The sequence below is a fragment of the Actinoallomurus oryzae genome, from assembly GCF_039541955.1.
GTDB classification, from domain to species: domain Bacteria; phylum Actinomycetota; class Actinomycetes; order Streptosporangiales; family Streptosporangiaceae; genus Actinoallomurus; species Actinoallomurus oryzae.
Genome location: NZ_BAABHF010000019.1, coordinates 516,939 through 535,937, shown reverse-complemented (window position 1 = coordinate 535,937; position 18,999 = coordinate 516,939). Strand labels below are relative to the sequence as shown.

Annotated in this window: 15 protein-coding genes and 1 pseudogene; 8 read left to right on the top strand and 8 right to left on the bottom strand. The window is 71.9% G+C overall.

The features are described 5' to 3' along the window. Window positions 1–16: 16 nt before the first annotated feature. A complete protein-coding gene (locus ABEA10_RS16640) occupies window positions 17–985 on the bottom strand; it encodes a hypothetical protein (RefSeq protein ID WP_345464472.1) in 969 nt (322 codons plus the stop codon). Between the two features lie 175 nt (window positions 986–1,160). Between ABEA10_RS16640 and ABEA10_RS16635 the strand changes: the two genes are divergently transcribed. Then, window positions 1,161–2,684 (top strand): sugar ABC transporter ATP-binding protein, encoded by a 1,524-nt coding sequence (locus ABEA10_RS16635; protein WP_345464469.1) that lies wholly within the window; start codon window positions 1,161–1,163, stop codon window positions 2,682–2,684. A gap of 273 nt (window positions 2,685–2,957) precedes the next feature. Here the strand turns inward: ABEA10_RS16635 and ABEA10_RS51125 are convergent. Together ABEA10_RS51125 and ABEA10_RS16630 are read right to left on the bottom strand one after the other, a co-directional pair. Continuing rightward, a pseudogene (locus ABEA10_RS51125) lies at window positions 2,958–3,407 on the bottom strand (zinc ribbon domain-containing protein); the annotation flags it as partial. Window positions 3,408–3,527: 120 nt separating this feature from the next. Next, window positions 3,528–4,100 (bottom strand): TetR/AcrR family transcriptional regulator, encoded by a 573-nt coding sequence (locus tag ABEA10_RS16630; protein ID WP_345464466.1) that lies wholly within the window; start codon window positions 4,098–4,100, stop codon window positions 3,528–3,530. Between the two features lie 86 nt (window positions 4,101–4,186). Here ABEA10_RS16630 and ABEA10_RS16625 point away from each other — a divergent pair, with 86 nt between their 5' ends. Next, window positions 4,187–5,203 carry an NAD(P)-dependent alcohol dehydrogenase gene (locus ABEA10_RS16625; RefSeq protein WP_345464463.1) on the top strand — a complete coding sequence of 339 codons (1,017 nt, stop codon included), beginning with the start codon at window positions 4,187–4,189 and terminating at the stop codon, window positions 5,201–5,203. Window positions 5,204–5,215: 12 nt separating this feature from the next. Here ABEA10_RS16625 and ABEA10_RS16620 read toward each other — a convergent pair whose 3' ends face one another. After that, window positions 5,216–6,133, bottom strand: a complete 918-nt coding sequence (locus ABEA10_RS16620) for an RNA polymerase sigma-70 factor (protein WP_345464460.1) — start codon at window positions 6,131–6,133, stop codon at window positions 5,216–5,218. 98 nt (window positions 6,134–6,231) lie between these two features. On the opposite strand from ABEA10_RS16620, the gene ABEA10_RS16615 reads away from it, so the two are divergent. Together ABEA10_RS16615 and ABEA10_RS16610 are read left to right on the top strand one after the other, a co-directional pair. Further along, window positions 6,232–6,783, top strand: a complete 552-nt coding sequence (locus ABEA10_RS16615) for a carboxymuconolactone decarboxylase family protein (protein ID WP_345464457.1) — start codon at window positions 6,232–6,234, stop codon at window positions 6,781–6,783. A gap of 47 nt (window positions 6,784–6,830) precedes the next feature. Continuing rightward, window positions 6,831–7,316, top strand: a complete 486-nt coding sequence (locus ABEA10_RS16610) for a carboxymuconolactone decarboxylase family protein (protein WP_345464454.1) — start codon at window positions 6,831–6,833, stop codon at window positions 7,314–7,316. 17 nt (window positions 7,317–7,333) lie between these two features. Here ABEA10_RS16610 and ABEA10_RS16605 read toward each other — a convergent pair whose 3' ends face one another. From ABEA10_RS16605 to ABEA10_RS16595, 3 genes are all read right to left on the bottom strand, one after another. Further along, window positions 7,334–7,735, bottom strand: a complete 402-nt coding sequence (locus tag ABEA10_RS16605; protein ID WP_345464452.1) for a TetR/AcrR family transcriptional regulator C-terminal ligand-binding domain-containing protein — start codon at window positions 7,733–7,735, stop codon at window positions 7,334–7,336. Window positions 7,736–8,203: 468 nt separating this feature from the next. Next, window positions 8,204–10,651: a beta-L-arabinofuranosidase domain-containing protein gene (locus ABEA10_RS16600; protein ID WP_345464448.1), complete on the bottom strand. Its 2,448-nt coding sequence runs from the start codon at window positions 10,649–10,651 to the stop codon at window positions 8,204–8,206. Window positions 10,652–10,702: 51 nt separating this feature from the next. Continuing rightward, window positions 10,703–13,213, bottom strand: a complete 2,511-nt coding sequence (locus tag ABEA10_RS16595; protein WP_345464446.1) for a LamG-like jellyroll fold domain-containing protein — start codon at window positions 13,211–13,213, stop codon at window positions 10,703–10,705. 189 nt (window positions 13,214–13,402) lie between these two features. Between ABEA10_RS16595 and ABEA10_RS16590 the strand changes: the two genes are divergently transcribed. The 4 genes from ABEA10_RS16590 to ABEA10_RS16575 all read left to right on the top strand — a co-directional run bounded on the left by ABEA10_RS16590 (window position 13,403) and on the right by ABEA10_RS16575 (window position 18,081). Next, complete coding sequence (locus ABEA10_RS16590) at window positions 13,403–14,467, top strand: ABC transporter substrate-binding protein (protein WP_329238699.1); 1,065 nt, start codon at window positions 13,403–13,405, stop codon at window positions 14,465–14,467. Window positions 14,468–14,476: 9 nt separating this feature from the next. Further along, window positions 14,477–16,015 (top strand): sugar ABC transporter ATP-binding protein, encoded by a 1,539-nt coding sequence (locus ABEA10_RS16585; RefSeq protein WP_345464442.1) that lies wholly within the window; start codon window positions 14,477–14,479, stop codon window positions 16,013–16,015. A gap of 90 nt (window positions 16,016–16,105) precedes the next feature. Next, window positions 16,106–17,074, top strand: coding sequence for an ABC transporter permease (locus tag ABEA10_RS16580; RefSeq protein ID WP_345464439.1), 969 nt, complete (start codon window positions 16,106–16,108; stop codon window positions 17,072–17,074). Next, window positions 17,071–18,081 carry an ABC transporter permease gene (locus ABEA10_RS16575; RefSeq protein ID WP_345464436.1) on the top strand — a complete coding sequence of 337 codons (1,011 nt, stop codon included), beginning with the start codon at window positions 17,071–17,073 and terminating at the stop codon, window positions 18,079–18,081. Before ABEA10_RS16580 ends, ABEA10_RS16575 begins: the two co-directional genes overlap by 4 nt. A gap of 27 nt (window positions 18,082–18,108) precedes the next feature. Here the strand turns inward: ABEA10_RS16575 and ABEA10_RS16570 are convergent, their stop codons facing one another. Next, entirely contained in the window at window positions 18,109–18,972 is an 864-nt protein-coding gene (locus ABEA10_RS16570; RefSeq protein WP_345464433.1) for a helix-turn-helix transcriptional regulator, read from the bottom strand. Window positions 18,973–18,999: the final 27 nt, after the last annotated feature.

Sequence of the window (18,999 nt, the reverse complement as noted above, 5' to 3'; positions counted from 1 at the left end):
CTCCTGACTGAACAATCTAACGGCCGGGTACGGAGGCGCCCGGCCGGTCTCCCCGGGTGCGGAGCCAGTACGAGCGGGCGGCGACGGCCAGCGCGACGCCGTACATGCCGAAGGCGCCGAGGCCGATCCAGCTCACCACCAGGGCGTCCGCCGAGGTGGGGAAGTCCCCGCGCGGCACGGTGACGACGCCGGCCGTGCCGAGGGCGGCGTAACCGACGCCGGCGATCCCGTACGGGGCGAGCGTCGCGGCGCCGAGCAGGGCGGGCGTCAGCGGCAGCCAGCGGGGCACCCGCCGCCCGCGCAGCCCGAGAGCCCAGCGCGGGAAACGCAGCCCCCACGGGTACACCAGCCCGAAGATCAGGAAGATGCCGAGCGCGGCGAGCAGCGCGGTGGCGTCCACGCCCCACGACTCCAGCGTCAGCCACAGGCCGGAGGTGCCGTTGCGCCGGGCCGCGGCGAGCATCCGCGCGCCGTCCATGCCCGCGAACGTGCCGCCCGTCGCCCAGACCGTCTTCATCGCCGCGTACGGGACGAACGCCAGCGCCCCGGCCCAGGCGACCGCCCGTTCGCGCCGGGAGGCGGGCGCGGGCGGTTCGCCCGTCGCCGCGGGCCCGGCCGGCCGGGGACGGCGGGCGGACACGGCGAGCAGGACCGTGCCGGTCGCGGCGAGCGCGTGGCCGGTGGCCGCCGCCGTACCGTCCACGCCCTCGCCGAAGAGCAGGGTGACCACGTCCATCAGCAGGCCGAACGCGCACACGGCGGAAAGCCCGCAGGCTCCCCACAGCAGGCCGCGCGCACGGGAGAGGACGGCCACGGCCGCCGCCCCGGCCACCGCGACCACGGCCCAGTCCAGCCCGGCCGGCCCGGGATGCGGGCCCCGGGTGAACAGGGGAGTCCGGGTCGACGCGCAGACCACGCCGAACCCGCCGTACACCGACGCCCACGCCAGCGCCCCCGGCCTCACCCACGATCGTTCGCTTCGCACGCCCTCAACGTTGGCGGCGCGCGGCCGTGAGCGTCTCCCCACGCCGGGGGATCCGCCTCCCCTGGACGGGTGATCCTGAGACGGACGGCCGTCTCGGTTGACCGGAGGCGACCGCAGGGGCAACTATTCGTATCGTCAGGGGGCGACCGGTCCGGGCTAGCGCGGGAGGACTCTCGTGGTACGACCAGCCCTCGAGGCCGCGGCGATCGTCAAGGGTTTCTCCGGCGTGCTCGCCCTCGATCACGTCTCGCTGTCCGTCGCCCCGGGCGAGGTGCACGCGCTCGCCGGGGAGAACGGCGCGGGCAAGTCGACCCTCGTGAAGATCCTCACCGGCGTGCACCGGCCCGACGGCGGGCGGCTGCGCCGCGACGGCGAGCCCCTCGCCCTCGACGGTCCCCTCGGCGCGCGGCGCGCCGGCATCCGGGCCGTCCATCAGGACGACAGCCTCATCCCCTCGATGAGCATCGCCCGCAACCTGTTCCTCGGCGAGGAGCCGCGCGGGCGGTTCGGCCTCATCGACACCGCGCGGATGCACCACCGGGCCGCCGAGATCCTCGCCGCGTACGGCCTGCGCGCCGACCCGCGGCGTCCCCTGGCCTCGCTCGGCGCGGGCGCGCAGAAGCTCGTCGCCCTGGCCCGTGCCGTCGCGGCCGGCGCCCGGGTCATCGTGCTGGACGAACCCACCGCCGTGATGGAGCCGCCCGAGATCGAGACGCTCTTCCGGGTCATCGAGGAGCAGCGCGCACGGAACCGGTCGGTGCTCTACGTGAGCCACCGGCTCGAGGAGCTGTACGAGATCTGCGACCGGGTCACCCTGCTGCGCGAGGGCAAGGTCGTGCACACCGGTCCGCTGACCGCGCTCGCCCGGCCCGGCCTGGTCTCGCTCATGCTCGGCCGGCCGCCCGTACGGCTGCCGGCGGCGCACCCGGGCGAGGCGCACGAGCGGCCGGACGACCCGCCGTACCTGCGCGCCACCGGGCTGACCCGGCGGCACGCGCTCGCCGACGTCTCGATCGAGCTGCGCCAGGGCGAGGTGCTCGGGCTCGGCGGGCTGCTCGGCGCCGGCCGTTCGGAGACGGCCAAGGCCATCGCGGGCGCGCTGACGCTGGACTCCGGGCAGGTGACGGTCGCGGGCGCGCCGCTGCGCAACCGGTCCATCACCGGCGCCATCCGCGCCGGCGTCAGCCTGCTGCCGGAGAACCGCAAGGCCGAGGGCATCATCGGCAGCCTGTCGATCCGCGACAACATCAGCCTGGCCGCGCTGCCCCGGCTGTCGCGGTTCGGGGTCGTCTCCACCGCGCGCATCGACCGGATCGTGGAGACGTTCATGCGGCGGCTGCAGATCAAGGCGGCCTCGCCGCAGCAGCGGGTCGACGAGCTGTCCAGCGGCAACCAGCAGAAGGTGCTGCTGGCCCGCTGGCTCGCCATGCAGCCGAAGGTGCTGCTGCTCGACGAGCCGACCCGCGGCATCGACGTCGGCGCCAAGGCCCAGCTCCAGGACCTGCTGGACGAACTGGCCGTGGGTGGCCTCGCCATCCTGCTGATCTCCTCCGACCTGGAGGAGCTGGTCAGCGGCTGCGACCGCGTCGTCGTGCTGCGCGACGGAGCTGTCGCGGCCGAACTGACCGGCCCAGAGGTCACCGAGGAGGGCATCATCGCCGCCATGGCCTCGGCACGCACGCCGGTCAAGAATCCTTAGTGCCGTGTCAGTCAACGTTTGCCTTGTTGGGGAGGTGGAGTTGGCTGATCCTCGCTGTGGTGGGCGAGCGACTCCCCACTTTTGGTGGGGTGGGCCACGGCCGGCCAGGGGACCCCGGGTGCGGTGCCGTGATGGGGGGGACCGTCTGGGGTCACGCCGGGACCGTCCGGCACCGGGGAGGTGCCGTCCGGCTCGACGGTGCGTGATCACCACCGGGAACGGATTGCCGGTGGTGATGGTGTCGCCCGGTCCGCGCCGGGTGATGTTGGCGCCGCCGACCAGGTCGCGGTGCCCACTGAACCCGCACCAGGTGCAGGTGAAGTTCCGATTCGCAGGTTTGGGAACCCGCCGTCGGCAGGTGGGGCAGGTCGAGGAGGTGCCCCGCTCATCTACCAGCACCAGGCCGATTCCGGCTTGTTCGGCCTTGTCGGTCAGACACTTGAGCAGGTGCGCGATCCGCCAGGCATGGACCCGCTGGTTGTGCCTTCGCCCCGCCTTGAGAGCGAGAACGCCGCGCGGGTCCCCGACCACGAGTGTGCCGATCCGGCGTGCGGTCGCCCAGGTGATGACCTGACGGGCGGCCTCGTGCTGGGCCTGGCGGACCCGCCGCTTGTGGCGGGCTTCGATCTTGCGTTGCCGGGCCTTTAAGTTTCCGCCATCTCCGTGACCCGGCCTGCCCCGGTTTCGGTGCCCGCCGTGCCACCGTGCGCAGACAGCACCCACAACAGGGCAACGTTGCCTGCTACGGCATTAGCTCGCCCGTCCCGGCAGGCGCCCGCCAGCCTGGCATCGTTCATCGTCAACGGCCCCGTGGGGCTGGAAATCGTGCCTCGCGGCGTGAGGTCAGGCTCCGAGGGCGCCCGACACGGCGGTGCGCAGGGCGCGCCGGCGGCGTTCGTGGTCGGCGTCGGGGTCGCCGGGGCCGGCGACCACGGACCAGCCGGCCGCGGACCACGCCAGGGCCATCGCGGTCACCAGCGCCAGCACGTCGGCCGGGTCGAGGTCGGCGGTGACGGCGCCGGTGCGCTGCGCCTCCGCGATGGCCTGCACCTTCCAGGCGCCCGCGCCGCCCCCGGCCGCGAGTCCGTCGGCTCCCACGCCTTCGAGCCGTGCCCAGGTGACCAGGCGGAACAGTTCGGGGCGCGCGACGGCCGCGTCGTACAGGTCGGCCGCGTAGCCGGGGAGGTCGTCCGGGGTAAAGGGGGTGGCGTCCACGACGGCGTCGGCGTGCATGCGGTACACGGCGTGGAAGAGCCCGAGCTTGTCGCCGAAGTAGGCGTAGATCTGCGCCTTGTTCACGCCGGCGGCGCTCGCGATGCGGTCGACTCTGGCGCCGGCGATGCCGTGGGCGGCGAAGTCGGCCGTCGCCGCGGCGAGCAGCCGCCGGCGGGTGGCCTCGGCGTCGCGGACGTGCATGAGGGGAGCTTACCAACCAGTTGTTTACTTCGCGTCGAAGCGATAGTTTCCAACTAAACAGTTAGTTGCGATGACGGAGGACGACGTTGACGACGCATGCGTACGCGGTCGAGCGGGCCGGCGGGCCGGTTCAGGTGCTCGAATACGAGCCGGCGCCCCTGGGGCCCCTGGAAGTCGACGTCGCGGTGACGCACTGCGGCGTCTGCCAGACCGACGTCGGCATGATCGACGACGAGTGGGGCATCTCGGCGTTCCCGGTCGTCGCGGGGCACGAGGCGATCGGCGTGATCACGGCCCTCGGTGACGCCGTGGACCGTACGCGCCTGGCCGTCGGGCAGCGGGTGGGCGTCGGGGCGACCGCGGGCGCGTGCTTCGCGTGCGAGTGGTGCCTCGACGGCCGGCAGCACCTGTGCCCGGACAAGGACAACACGGCGGTCCGCGGCACCGGCGGCGGGTTCGCCAGCCACGTCCGCGCGAGCGACTGGCGATACGTCCACCCCATCCCCGACGTCATCCCCTCCGCGCAGGCGGGGCCGCTCCTGTGCGCCGGGACGACGGTGTTCACGCCGCTGCTGCGGCACGACGTGCGGCCGACCGACCACGTCGCGGTCGTGGGCGTCGGCGGCCTCGGCCACCTGGCGATCCAGTTCCTCGCCAAGTGGGGATGTCACGTCACCGCCGTCTCCTCCACCCCCGGCAAGGAGGGCGACGCCCGCCGGTTCGGCGCGCACGACTTCGTCGTGCCGGGGGAGGGGGACGGGCTGCGGCGGGTCGCGAACGCGTTCGACTTCGTCCTGTCGACCGTCTCGGCGGACCTGCCGTGGGACGACTACGTGAGGACCTTGCGCCCCCACGGCACACTCTGCGTCGTCGGAATGCCCGACGAGCCGCTGAAGGTCCACCCGCAGAGCCTGCTGCCCGGCGAGCGATCCGTCGTCGGCGGTGTCACGGGCCCGCCGGCGCAGATCCGGCTCATGCTCGACTTCGTGGCCCGGCACGGTATCCGCCCGGCCGTGGAGACCTTCCCCGTCGCACGCATGGAAGAGGCGCTCGACCACGTACGGCACGGACGCGCCCGCTACCGCGCCGTACTGGAGTTCTGACCGGCCGCCGGCTCAGCGGCGCAGGGTGGTCTCCCGCTCCACACGCGACAGCTTTTCGGGGTTGCGCACGGCGTACAGACCGGTGATGAGACCGTCGTCGACGCGTACCGCCAGGACGGTGTCGATCTCGCCGTCCAGCCGGATCGTCAACGCGGGGTGGCCGTTGACCCGGGCCGGTCGCAGCGACGCGGCGGCGGCGATCCTGCCCAGTACGGCGGCCACGCGGTCGGCGCCCACGACGGGATCCAGCGCGGCCCGCACGACGCCGCCGCCGTCGGTCAGCAAGACGACGTCCGGCGCGAGGATGTCCAGCAGATTCCGCAGGTCGCCGGTTTCGACCGACCGTTGGAAGGCCTGGAGCGCGGCCTGGGTCTCGGCCGGGGAGACGACGTCACGCGGGCGGCGCGCGGCGACGTGCGCCCGTGCCCGGTGGGCGATCTGGCGAACGGCGGCCGGGCGCTTGCCGACGGCTTCGGCGATCTCGTCGTAGTCCAGGTCGAACACCTCGCGCAGCACGAACACCGCCCGTTCGACCGGCCCGAGGGTCTCCAGCACCAGCAGCATCGCCATCGAGACGCTGTCGGCCAGCTCGACGTCATCGGCCACGTCGGGCGCGGTCAGCAGCGGCTCGGGCAACCAGGGCCCGACATAGGACTCCTTGCGACGGCGGAGCGTACGCAGCCGGATCAGCGCCTGCCGGGTGACGATCCGGACCAGGTAGGCCCGCTGATCGCGCACTCCGTCCAAATCGACGCTCGCCCACCGCAACCACGTCTCCTGCAGGGCGTCCTCGGCGTCCGCGGCCGAACCGAGCATCTCGTAGGCGACGGTGAACAGCAGGTTGCGGTGAGCGACGAACGCCTCAGTGGCGGTGTCCGTGCGGTCCCCGTGCGCGGGCGAGCCGGTGCCGCCCGCTGCGTGCTCGCTCATCTCCGGCTCCTGCCTGTCGCTTCTCGACGTTGCCACACGCATCAGATGCCGCCGGCCCCCATTCTGTGACGTCCGCGCCTGTGGCGTGCGTCACGCGAATGCGGTGTCACAGGGCCGGGGTCGCCGGCATCTCCTGTTCGACCGGCTACAACGGCAAGGAGCACACAACGACCGCTCGTCTGAACCTCTTCGGCGATCCCACCGCGACCGCCGCCAAGGCCGCCGGGCACTTCGGCCTGGCGAGCAAGACGATCCTGGCGGAGTCGACGTTGCCCGCCGCGACCCAGAAGCTCGTGCTGCTGCGCGCGAGCCAGATCAACGGCGACGGTTACGCCACCGACGTGTGGAGCAAGAACGCCACGCACGCCGGGGAGACCGCCACCCGCGTCAACCTGGTCGCGGCGTGGCGTGAGTCCGCGGTGTTCACCGACGCCGAGCGCGCCGCCCTGGAGCTGACCGAGCAGGGCACTCGCATCGCCGATGCGGCCGGTGGCGTCACCGACGAGGCCTGGGCGAACGCCGCCGAGCACTACGACGAGGACCAGCTGTCCGACCTGGTGATGCTCATCGCCCTCATCAACGCCACCAATCGCATGAGCGTCGTCGTCCGGCAGCGCGGTGGCGACTACCAGCCCGGCCACCTCGGATGACTCATCAACAGCCGGCATCCCGTTCAGCGAACACTGAGGAGCACGTCATGGAAGCCCGTTTCGACCTGATGGCCAACCCGCTCGGCGCGAAAATCGCCAAGCGGATCTACAACGTCGCCCTGGCCATCGTCCAGTCGCCGCTGTCCGAGACCATCCAGAACCTGGTGATGCTGCGCGCCAGCCAGATCAACGGCTGCGGTTTCTGCGTCGACTACCACACCAAGGACGCCACGGCTGTCGGCGAGACCGCGGTCCGCCTCAACCTCGTTGCCGCCTGGCGCGAGTCCACGGTGTTCACCGAGGCCGAGCGCGCGGCGCTGGCGCTCACCGAGGAGGGCACCCGGATCGCCGACGCCCACCCCGGCGTGTCGGACGAGACCTGGGCCCGGGTGCGCGAACACTACGACGACGACCAGATCGCCGCACTGGTCTCGCTGATCGCCATGATCAACGCCAACAACCGGCTCAACGTGATCGTCCGCAACCCCGGCGGCTCCTACGAACCCGGAAGGTTCGCCGAGCTGGCCGGCTGACCGGCCGGCGGGACCTGTCAGCCGCTCTTCCGGCGGCGGCAGGTCTCGCCGGTCCCCACGCCGGACAGTACGGCGCGCGCCACGTCTTCGGGAAACCGTGGCTCAAGGCCGCGATGCCCGAAGAGCGCACGGAAGACGATCGGCGCCGCGAACAGGTCCAGGACGAGGTCGACGTCGAGATCGGGACGCAGATCGCCGCGCTCTCTTCCCTTCGACAGTGAGGCGATGCACGCTTCCCGCCGAGGTCTCCACACGGCATGCCGTTGGCTCTTCCACCGGCGGCGGATGGCCGGCTTCGTGGTGCCCGCCCGCTGCGCGATGGCCTCCATGGTCAGGGCCGGGTAACCCACGTCCCGCAGGAGTGCGCTCGTGGCGGCCAGGACCGCGTGGTCGATTCGTTCGTCCCGCGGGCGTGCCATGGTTCTTCTCCCCGAAACCGCACCGAACTCTCGTGATGGGGCGTGGACAGCCTATCGAGGGGTCAGGACGACCTTGCCGAAGGCGCTTCCATCCGCGAGCGCCCGTTGGGCCCGAGCAGTCGCAGGTGCCTCCCCATCGCCGGTCCGGCGACCGTGTCCACGATGACGTCGTATGTCTCATCGTCGGGAAGGGCGGAGCGGGTCCGGTCGACGACTCGCGTGGCGCCCAGCGCGCGCAGGCGCTCGCCGCGCCGAGGGGAGTGCGGTACTCACCCCGGCGGGCCATGACGTCCACGTAACCGGCCCCGATGGCGTCGACCTCGATGAGCACCTGGCGAGCCGCGGGAACCGGTGCCGGAGCGTCCACCACGGCCAGTTCCTCGGGCGTCCTGACGATCGCCGTCCGCATGCCGGCCGCTCCTCAATATCGTTCCGACCCGGAACGGAACGATTTCATTGGAGTTCCGGTCACGGAGTGATCCGCCACTCCAGGATGCCGCCGGAGACCCCGGCGCCGAGCCGCGCCTCGATCCGGAACCCCCGGGCCCGTACGGGCGTGAACGTGGTCCGGTTGTAGGTGTCGCGCGCGGTCCCGTACGCCGAGGGGGCGTCCACCGGCCGCCACGTGTCGCCGTCGCGGTACAGCAGGCGCCACGACACCGGCACCCGGCACTGTCCCTGCCCGGTGTCGTCGAACCAGTACACCTCGGTGGCCGAGGCCGTGACCGGCTCGTCGTAGTCGTACTGGACCCACTCCAGGCTCCCGGTGTGGTCCCACCAGGTGAACCGCGGGATCGACTGGTCGCCGGAGCTCGACGGCGAGACGCCGTCGTACAGCGCCTCGGTCGTGTCGCCGGACCACAGGTGCGAGGCCGTGGCGATCGGCGGCACGATCCACGTGTGGGCGTCCGGCCCGTGGCCGATCACCGGGAACGTCGTGATCCGCAGGCGCGCCGCACCCATCGGGACCAGGGTGATCGTCTCCAGCGGCTCGTCCGACCGCGCCGGGCCGTCCTGCAGCGGGCGTACGACGTTCTCGTCGTCGGCCCGCCACTGTGGGATGCGGCGGGCCTTGGCGCGCAGCTCGATCGGCACGCCGCGGCGCGTGAACGGGTCGCCGGTCGCGGCCCGGCGCCGGACGCCGAACGACGAGCCGTCCAGGCCGTAGTTCCACGGCGACCCGGCGCCGACCTCGTACTCGGGCCACGACGAGGTGCCGCCGGACCGCCGCCACTTCTCCTCGATCGCCAGGGAGAACGTCAGTGGCCCGTACGAGACCGAGGTCGCCCCGCGGTTCCACGTACGGGTGGTGGCGCGCATCGGCAGGCGCAGCTCGACACGGTCGCCGGATCGCCACAGGCGCGAGACGACGGCGTAGCAGGGCGGCGCCGCCTTCAGCGGGAGCGTCTCGCCGTTCACCCGCAGGGCCGGCCGGTCGCACCAGCCCGGGATCCGCAGGTAGAGCGGGAAGGAGACCGGTCGCGGCGTGGACAGGCGCAGCGTGACGGTCTCCTCGAACGGGTAGCCGGTCTCCTCGGTGACGGTCACGGCCGTGCCGTCGGCGCCGACCTTCGCCGTCACCTCCGAGGCCGCGTACAGCGAGGCGGCCAGGCCCGCGTCGTAGGTCGCGAGCCACAGCTCCTCGGCGTAGTAGGGCCAGCCCATGCCGTAGTTGTGCGGGCAGCAGCGGTACTGGTGGATGCCCGGTTTGTAGGCCTGCATGGCGAAGTCGTTGTCGAACTGCCCGTGGGTCTTGGCGACGTCGCTCAGGTCGATGGAGTTGGCGCTGGTGATGTAGTGCGTGCCCTTCTGGGCGGGGTCGAAGGCCGCGGGCAGCGAGTTGACCGCGATCTCCTCGCAGCGGTCGGCCCAGACCGGGTCGCCGGTGATCCGCGTCAGCAGCTCGAAGCTGTGCATGAACTCCACGAACCCGCAGGTCTCAAAGCCCTGCCGGGGATCGGTGAAGTAGGGCCGGCAGTTCTCGTCGCCCGCGAACCCGCCTCCGGGGAACCTCCCGTAGGTGCCCATCACGGTGGCGTAGTCGCGGTACGTGGCCGCGCGCAGCGCCGGGTCGCCCGCCAGCACGCCGTACTGCAGCGGCTCGCGGAAACCCTGCGCGAGGTTGACGTTGTGCCAGGTCGGGATCCCACCCACGTAGTCGGCCGACCCCGCGTGGATCGTGCGGACGAGGTCGAGCAGCCACGCCTCGCCGGTGCGGTTGTAGGTCCAGTAGACGCTGTCGATCGTGTCGCCCCACCGGTACGCGCCCCAGCCGCGTCCGAACACCGCGGACGGCTGGGCGTGCTGGAACGCGAAGAACCGGGTCAGGAATGGGACGATCCGGTCGTCTCCGGTCGCGTCGGCGTAGGAGCGCAGCGCGTCCAGCACCGGCATGTGCGGCCAGAAGTCCGGACCGCCCTCCAGCGAGGTGCGCAGCGAGGCGGGGCCGAAGAAGCCGTCCGGCTGCTGCGCGGCGAGGATGCCGTCGATCCAGCGCCGGGCCTCGTCGCGCACGCGCCGGTCGCCGGTGACCAGCCCGAGGTCGGAGAAGCCGCGCAGCCAGTACGGCAGCTCCTCCCAGCCCTCTTTCGCCGGGTCGACCCAGCCGTTCGTCTCGTACACCAGATAGTCCGACACCTCGGTCATCCGGCCGTTCAGGCCCTCGACCTGGAGGTCGAGCTGGCGTCGCAGCCAGCCGCCGGGCCGTACGCTGCCGGGCGGCAGCCGCAGGAAGGGTTCGGGGCGCAGCGGGTTCCGGTTCGGCGTGTAGTGCCCGCCGGCCGAGGGCGCCTCGACCGTGCGCACGATCCGTACGCCGTCGCGGCGTTCCGCGGCGGCCGGCCGCGTCACCGCCGGTCCGATGAGGGCGCCGCCACCGGCCGCGAGGCCGCGCCGCAGGAAGGTTCGTCGTTCCACGTGGACTCCCATCGGGGGCGGGAGGGGCCGCCGGGCGGCCCCTCCCGTGGCTCACTTGCCGGACTGGTAGAGCTGCCCGACCTCGTCGGCCGACAGGGCACGGTCGTACATGTGCACCTGGTCGATGGCGCCGGGCCAGAAGTCGACCGGGTTGCCGCCGTAGCGGCCGCGGCCGATCACGGTGTGGCCCGTCGAGGCGTCACCGAGGCAGGCCGCCGCGGTGCCGGCCTTCTGGCCGTTGACGTAGAGGGTGAGTGTGCCGCTCGCCGCGTCGCGGACGCCGACCAGGTGGTACCACTGCCCGGTCTGCGGCGCGGACGGCGCGAGGGCCCGGACGCCGGCGAAGCTGAAGGCGAACCGGTTGTCCTGGCCGGAGTACTGCAGGTAGAAGGCGCTGTTGGTGTCGCCGTCCTGGCTTACCGCCGTGGCGAAGGAGCCGAGCCGGTCCAGCTTCACCCAGGCCGAGACGCTGTAGTTCCCGGTCGTGTCCAGGATCGCCGCGCCCGTGTCGGCGTACTGGTTCGAGCCGTTGAACTGCAACGCCGATCCCGCGTGCCCCGTCGTCCAGGCGGGGCCGTTCACCAGGGAGGCGTCGTGCGTGCCCACGGTGTCCTCGGTGACCGTGCCGGAACCCTCGTCGAGCGGGTAGAAGCTCACGCCGTCGAGTCCGGGCGTGCCGGGCGGGTAGGTCGTGCCGTCGCCGGCGCCGACCGAGCCGGACGCCTTGATCAGCGCGAGGTTCGCGGCGCGTACCTGGTCGGCGCCGGGCTTGAGCACCCGGCGGTCGTAGGTGTAGATGCCGTTCAGCTCGTCCTCGACGTCGGTGATCTGCGTGTACACCGACGCGGAGACGCCGCACCGCTGCTCGACCTTCAGCAGCTGGCCCTGCAGCTCGGTGTAGCGGCGGGTGAGGGTGGCCTGATCCGGCTCCATCTCGTACGCGAAGCCGTTCGCCGGGTCGAACATGTGGCCGTCGACCTTCAGCCCGAGGCCGCCGTACTCCCCGTCCACGGCCGCGCGGACGCCCTGCTGGACGGGAGTGCCCGGCCCGACGTAGGTGTGGTTGTCGTAGATGTCGCCCTCACCGTTGTCGGGCAGGGAGTCGCAGCAGTTGACTCCGCTGTCCGCGTTCACGAGCCGGCTGGGGTCCCAGGACTTGATCTCGCTCACGACGCGGCCGGGCTCGTACTCGCCCCAGCCCTCGTTGAAGGGCACCCACGTCACGATCGAGGGGTGGCTGCGGTGCTGGTCGACGACCGCGTGCAGCTGACTCTCGAACTGCGCCTTCACCGTGTCCGGCGGCGTGTGCGAGGCGAACGTCGAGGGCATGTCCTGCCAGACGAGCAGGCCGAGCCGGTCCGCCCAGTAGTACCAGCGGTCGGGTTCGACCTTGACGTGCTTGCGGACCATGTTGAAGCCGAGTTTCTTGTGCGCCTCCAGGTCGAAGCGCAGCGCGGTATCGGTCGGCGCGGTGTAGATGCCGTCCGGCCAGAACCCCTGGTCCAGGGTGCCGACCTGCATCACGAACTTCCCGTTGAGCAGCATGCGGACCTTGCCGTCCGGGCCCTTGCCGAGGCCGATCGAGCGCATGCCGAAGTAGGAGCCCGCCTCGTCCACGGCGCGGTGCCGGTCGAGGATCCGCACCTTCAGCGTGTACAGGTACGGGTCGTCGGGGGTCCACAGGTGCGGATGGGGGACGGGCAGCTCCAGCTCGGTCCCGGCCCGCCCGGTGACCCGGCCGACCTTCTTCTTGCCGGCGTACGCGGTGACCTCGACGGTCTGCGTGGTGATGCCGGAGGCCTGGACGGTCACGCGCAGCGCCTTCGCCGCGAGGTCGGGCGTCGCGTCGACCCGGTCGACGTGCGCGGAGGCGACCGGCTCCATCCACACGGTCTGCCAGATGCCCGAGGACGGGGTGTAGAAGATGCCGTCACCGGTCTGGCGCTGCTTGCCGACCGGCTGGCCGTCGATGTCGGTGGTGTCGTCGACGGCGACGAGGAGCTCCTGCGGGCCGCTGCCCTTCAGCGCGCCGGTGACGTCGGCGGAGAAGGAGTCGTACCCGCCGGTGTGCGTCGCGACCTTGGTGCCGTTGACGTAGACGGCCGTCTGGTAGTCCACGGCCTGGAAGTGCAGCAGCAGCCGGTCGCCGTGCCAGGAGCGCGGCACCGTGAAGGTCCGGCGGTACCACATGTGGTCGACGTGCTTCTGGATCCCCGACAGCATCGACTCGACCGGGTACGGCACGAGGATCTTCTCCGGCAGGGTCTGTCCCGTCGGCGGCGCCTGGCCGGCGGCGGAGGCCTCGGCGAACTGCCAGGTGCCGTTGAGGTTCTGCCAGCGGGCGCGGGTCAGCTGCGGCCGGGGATAGTCGGGCAGCGCGTTGGTCGGCGAGACTTCGTGGGTCCAGGGCGTGGTGAGCTGGGTCTGCGCCTTCGGCGCGTCCGCCGCGGCTCCGGCCGGCACGGCGGGTGCGGCGAGGGCGGTGACCAGCGCGAGAGCGAGGACGATGACGGAGGCCGGACCCCGGGGACGGGTCCGCCGGGAGGATCTGCGCGCGTACAAGAGGAGGCTCCAATCTGCCGGTGGTCAGCGCCGGCGAGAGGCACGCGGGGCCAGATGCAGCATGAACGCCTCCGATCACAAATGCAATATTCAGATCGGTTTGCGGTCAGCTTGCGATCGGTATTGACAGAACGAGATCGAGAATGGCTCAATACCGGCATCTCGTCCTCACCCTGGAAGGACAGCCCCATGACCCATCGCGTACGCGCGGCAGCGTTCGTCGCCCTCCTCACGCTCGCCGCGGCCGGCTGCGCCAAGTCCGAGGACGACAAGCAGGCCGGCGCCCAGGACACCGCGGGCCAGCAGCAGGTGGCCCAGACTCCGGCCGGCAATGTGCCGACGTGCACGATCGACAAGTTCGGCGCTCACAAGTTCGACCTCAAGAGCGGGGTGGTGGGTTTCTCGCAGTCGGAGAAGGAGGCCAACCCGTTCCGCATCGCGGAGACTCAGTCGATCAAGAGCGAGGCCAAGAAGCTCGGCATCGCGAACCTCAAGACGACGAACGGCCAGTCGCAGTTCAACAAGCAGATCAGCGACGTGCAGCAGCTCATCGCCCAGGGTGCGCAGGCGCTGGTCATCGCCCCGCTCAACTCCGACGGCTGGGAGCCGGTGCTCCAGCAGGCCGCCGCCAAGCACATCCCGATCATCACGGTGGACCGGCAGATCAACGCCACCGCCTGCAAGGACTACGTGACCTTCATCGGGTCGGACTTCTACACGCAGGGCAAGCGCGCCGCCGATCAAATGATCAAGGCGCTCGGCGGCAAGGGCAAGGTCGCGATCCTGCTCGGCGCCTCGGGCAACAACGTCACGACCGACCGCACCAACGGCTTCAAGGACGAGCTGAAGCAGAAGGCGCCCGGCATCCAGATCACCTTCCAGCAGACCGGCGACTTCGCCCGCGAGAAGGGGCAGCAGGTCACCGAGCAGCTCATCCAGAGCAACCCGGACGTGAACGGCCTGTACGCCGAGAACGACGAGATGGCCCTCGGCGCGGTCACCGCGCTCAAGGGCGCCGGCAAGAAGGCCGGCCAGATCAAGATCGTGTCGGTGGACGGCACCCGCAACGCGGTGTCGCAGATCCCGGGCGGCTGGATCTCCGCGGTCATCGAGTCCAACCCGAGGTTCGGGCCGCTCGCCTTCCAGACCCTGACCAAGTTCCTGAACGGCGAGGCCATCCCGCAGAAGGTGATCATTTCCGACCGCGAGTACGACGCCTCCAACGCGAAGCAGTCCGTCTCGTCGGCCTACTAAGGGGTGTCCGTGCCGGATGAGGAGGGTCCGCTGCTCGAGGTGAGCGGCGTCGTCAAACGCTTCACCGGAGTCCTCGCCCTCGACCGGGTCTCGCTGGAGCTGGCCCCCGGAGAGGTGCACGCGCTGGTCGGCGAGAACGGCGCGGGCAAGTCCACACTGATCAAAGTGATCACGGGCGTGTACCGCCCCGACGAGGGCACGATGCGCCTCGCGGGGCGGCCCGCCGACTTCGCCGGTCCCCTGGAGGCCCAGCGCGCGGGCATCCAGGCGGTCCACCAGGAGATCGGGCTGGTCCCGGCGCTGAGCGTGGCGCGGAACCTGCTCCTCGGCCGGGAGCCGCGCCGCCGGTTCGGCACCCTCGACGTCGGGCGCATGCACCGGGAGGCCGAGCGGATCCTGGCCTCGTACGGCATCGACGTCGACGTCCGCCGCCCGCTGCGGTCGCTGGGCGTCGGCGTGCAGCAGATGGTCGCGCTCGCCCGCGCCGTCTCCGTCGACGCCCGCGTGGTCGTCATGGACGAGCCGACGTCGTCCCTGGAACCCCGTGAGGTGGAGACGCTGTTCGGCGTCGTCCGCCGGCTCCGCGAGCGGGCCGTCTCGGTGATCTACGTCAGCCACCGTCTGGACGAGCTGTACCGGATCTGCGACGGTGTCACCGTGCTGCGTGACGGCCGGGTCGTCCACCAGGGCCCGCTCGCCGACCTCGAACGGCTGCGGCTCGTCTCGCTGATGCTCGGGCGTCCGGTGTCCGACGTCCGCGCGGGCGGTGTCACCCGGTTCTCCGGTGGCCACGACGCGGCGCGCGAGACCCCCGTCGTCGAGGCGTCCGGCCTCACCCGCCGGCACGTCCTGGACGGCGTGTCGGTCGCGATCCGGCCCGGCGAGGTCGTCGGCCTCGGCGGCCTGCTCGGTGCGGGCCGCACCGAGACCGCCAAGGCGATCGCCGGCGCGCTGCCGCTCGACGACGGGCGGGTGACCGTGGCCGGCACGCCGCTGCGCCGGGGCTCGGCCGCCGCGGCGATCCGCGCGGGCGTGGCCCTGCTGCCCGAGGATCGCAAGTCCGAGGGCGTCATCGGCACCCTGTCGGTGCGCGAGAACATCGCGCTCGCGGCGCTGCCCCGGCTGTCCCGCGCCGGCCTGGTCTCCGAGGCGCGCATCGACCGCATCGTGGAGACCTTCATGCGGCGGCTGCGCATCAAGGCCGCCGGACCGCACCAGCGCGTCGCCGAGCTGTCCGGCGGCAACCAGCAGAAGGTCCTGCTCGCGCGCTGGCTCGCCACCGAGCCGAAGATCCTGCTCCTGGACGAACCGACGCGTGGCATCGACGTCGGGGCCAAGGCCGAGGTCCAGGCGCTGATCGACGAACTCGCCCGCGACGGGCTGGGCGTGCTGCTGATCTCCGCCGACCTGGAGGAACTGGTCGAGGGCTCGGACCGCGTCGTGGTGCTGAAGGACGGCGCGGTCGTCGGCGAGCTCAGCGGCGGCGACCTCACCGAGGAACGCGTGATGACGACGATCGCCGACGCCGGGGGAGGCGTGAGCCGATGACCGACACCGCGGGGAGGCCCGTGACGATGACCGACACCGCCGGGAGAGGCTCGCGACGATGACCGATATCGCCGGGGGAGGCCTGGGACGATGACCGACACCGCCGCCGTACCCGTCTCGCGGCTCGACCGTGGCCGCCTGCTCGCGTGGCTGCAGGACTACGGCGTGTACGCCGCGATCGCCGCGCTCGTCCTCGTCAACATCGCGATCACCCCGCGGTTCCTGTCGCTGGAGAACCTGCGCACCCAGCTCGTCCAGGTGGCGCCGGTCGTCATCGTCTCGCTCGGCATGGCGCTGGTGATCGGCACCGAGGGCGTCGACCTGTCGGTCGGCTCGGTGATGGCGCTCACCGCCGCCCTGATCCCGCTCTATCTCGGGTACGGCGTCGTGCCCGCCGTCGTGGCCGGGCTGCTCGGCGGCGTCGCGGTCGGGCTGGTCAACGGCTCGCTCGTCGCGTTCGTCGGCGTGCAGCCCATCGTCGCGACGCTCGCGCTGTTCGTCGGCGGCCGGGGCATCGCGCTCGTCGTCGCGGGCGGGCAGCTCAAGGACATCCACGATCAGACGCTGCTGGACCTGGGCTCCTCCAGCATGCTCGGCGTTCCCCTGCCGGTGGTGGTCGCCGTCGTCCTCACCGTCGTGGTCATGGCGGTGGTGCGCCGCACGACGTTCGGCCGGCGGCTGGTGGCCATCGGCGGCAACCGTACGGCGAGCGAGCTGTCGGGCCTGCCCGTACGGCGCGTCCTGCTGCTCGTGTACGTGATGTCGGGCCTGCTCGCGGCCGTGGCCGGCACGCTCGCCACGGCCCGGTTGCAGGCGAGCGACCCGTCGTCGCTGGGCCTGCTGATGGAGCTGTCGGCGATCACCGCGGTCGTGGTCGGCGGCACGCCGCTGACCGGCGGCCGCGTCCGCGTGCTGGGCACGGTCGCCGGGGCGCTGCTGATCCAGCTCGTCCGCGCGACGCTCATCAAGCACGACCTCGCGGACTCGGTCGCGCAGATGGTGCAGGCAGTGATCATTCTTGCGGCCGTGTACGCCGCGCGAGGGGCGGGCCGGCGATGACCGAATCCATGACCGCGACCGCGGCCGTCACCGAACCCGCCGCCGGGCCCACCGGCCGCGAGCGCGCCTTCGGCCTGATCCAGCGGCACGGCGCCGCCGCCGTGCTGGTCCTGCTGGTGGCGATCGGCTCGTTCGCGTTCGACCGCTTCCCGACCGGCGCGAACCTCGGCAACATCGCGATCACTTCCTCGTTCCTGGCGATGGTCGCCCTCGGCATGACCTTCGTGATCATCACCGGCGGCATCGACCTGTCGGTCGGCTCGGTGTTCGCGCTGGGCGGGGTGCTGGCCGCGTACGCGGTGCGGTGGGGATCGCTGGCCGCGCTGCTGCTGCCGCTCGTGGTGTGCGGGGCGTTCGGCCTGGTCCAGGGCCTGCTGATCGCCCGGGTGCGCCTCGCTCCGTTCATCGTCACGCTGGCCGGCCTGCTGGGCGCGCGCGGCCTGCTGCTGTCGATCTCGGGCGAGGGCTCGACGACGTACCTGATCCCGCACGGCGCGCTGATCGCCCGGGTCGGCCAGGGCAGCGTCTTCGGCATCGGGTACCCGGTCTACCTGACGCTGGCCCTGTTCGTCGCCGGCGCGGTGCTGCTCCAGCGGACGAGGTTCGGCCAGTGCGTGTACGCGATCGGCGGCAGCGAGGACGCGGCCGAGCTGATGGGCGTCCCGGTGACCCGGACGAAGGTCGCGGTGTACGTCATGTCGGGCCTGCTCGCGGGCCTGGCGGGCACCCTGAACGCGGCCCGCCTGTCCTCGGGCGTGACGATCCTGGGCACCGGCATGGAACTCGACGTGATCGCCGCGGTCGTCATCGGCGGCACGCTGCTGACCGGCGGCGCGGGCTCGGTGAGCGGTACGGTCGCCGGCGTCCTGCTGCTGGGCGTGATCCAGAACCTCATCAACCAGATCGGCGACCTGTCCTCGTCGTACCAGCAGGTGGTCAGCGGTGCCTTCCTCGCGGCGGTGGTCGTCGTCCAGACCTACCTGAGCAGGGTCCAGCGCCTGCGCTGACGCGTGGGCTCGGGCTCCGTCCGCGCGTCAGCGGCGTGCCGGGTCGGCGGCGGCGAACTCGTCGTGGTTCAGGCCGCGCAGCAGGCTCAGCTTGTCGAGGGCGGGCGTGCCCGGCGGCGGCGTGAAGATCACGAGCATCTGGTCCTCGGCCGGGCTGAGGAGCGTCTCGCATTCGAGCTCGACCGGCCCGACGGTGGGGTGGTCGACGCGGATACGGCTGTTGCGCCGTACGGCGACCTCGTGCAGCTCCCACAGGGCGGCGAACTCGGGACTGGCGGCCTGGAGATCGGCGACCAGCCGGGTGGAGGCGGCGTCGCCGCCGCGCCGGGTGATGGAGGCGCGCAGGTCCGCGGCGTAGGCGCGGCTGTGCTCCCGGCGTTCGTCGGGTGAGTAGATCCGGCGGATCGCGGGGTCGGTGAACCAGCGCCAGACGAAGTTGCGGTCCTGCTCGCGGACCGAGCAGATGCAGCCGAGGAGCGCTTCGGCCATGGTGTTGTGCGCGAGCAGGTCGCCGAGGTCGTTGGTGATGTGGGCCGGGGTCTCCTTGAGCTCGTCGAGCAGGTACAGCAGACCGGGCCGCACATGGTCGCCCGCCATGCGGCCCGCGGGCGGGCGGTGCCCGGCCAGCAGGTAGAGGTGGTCGCGCTCGTCGTCGGTGAGCCGCAGCGCACGGGCCAGCGAGGCGAGGATCTGGGCCGAGGGCTGGGGGCTCCTGGCCTGTTCGAGGCGCATGTAGTAGTCGGCGGACATCCCGGCGAGCTGGGAGACCTCCTCCCGCCGCAGTCCGGGGGTACGGCGCCGGGAGCCGGCCGGCAGACCCACCTCCTCGGGCCGCAGCCGCCCCCTGCGGCGGCGCAGGAAGTCGGCGAGCTCAGCGCGGTCCATGTCCATCCCCCCATCATCGCCGAGCCCGTGCGC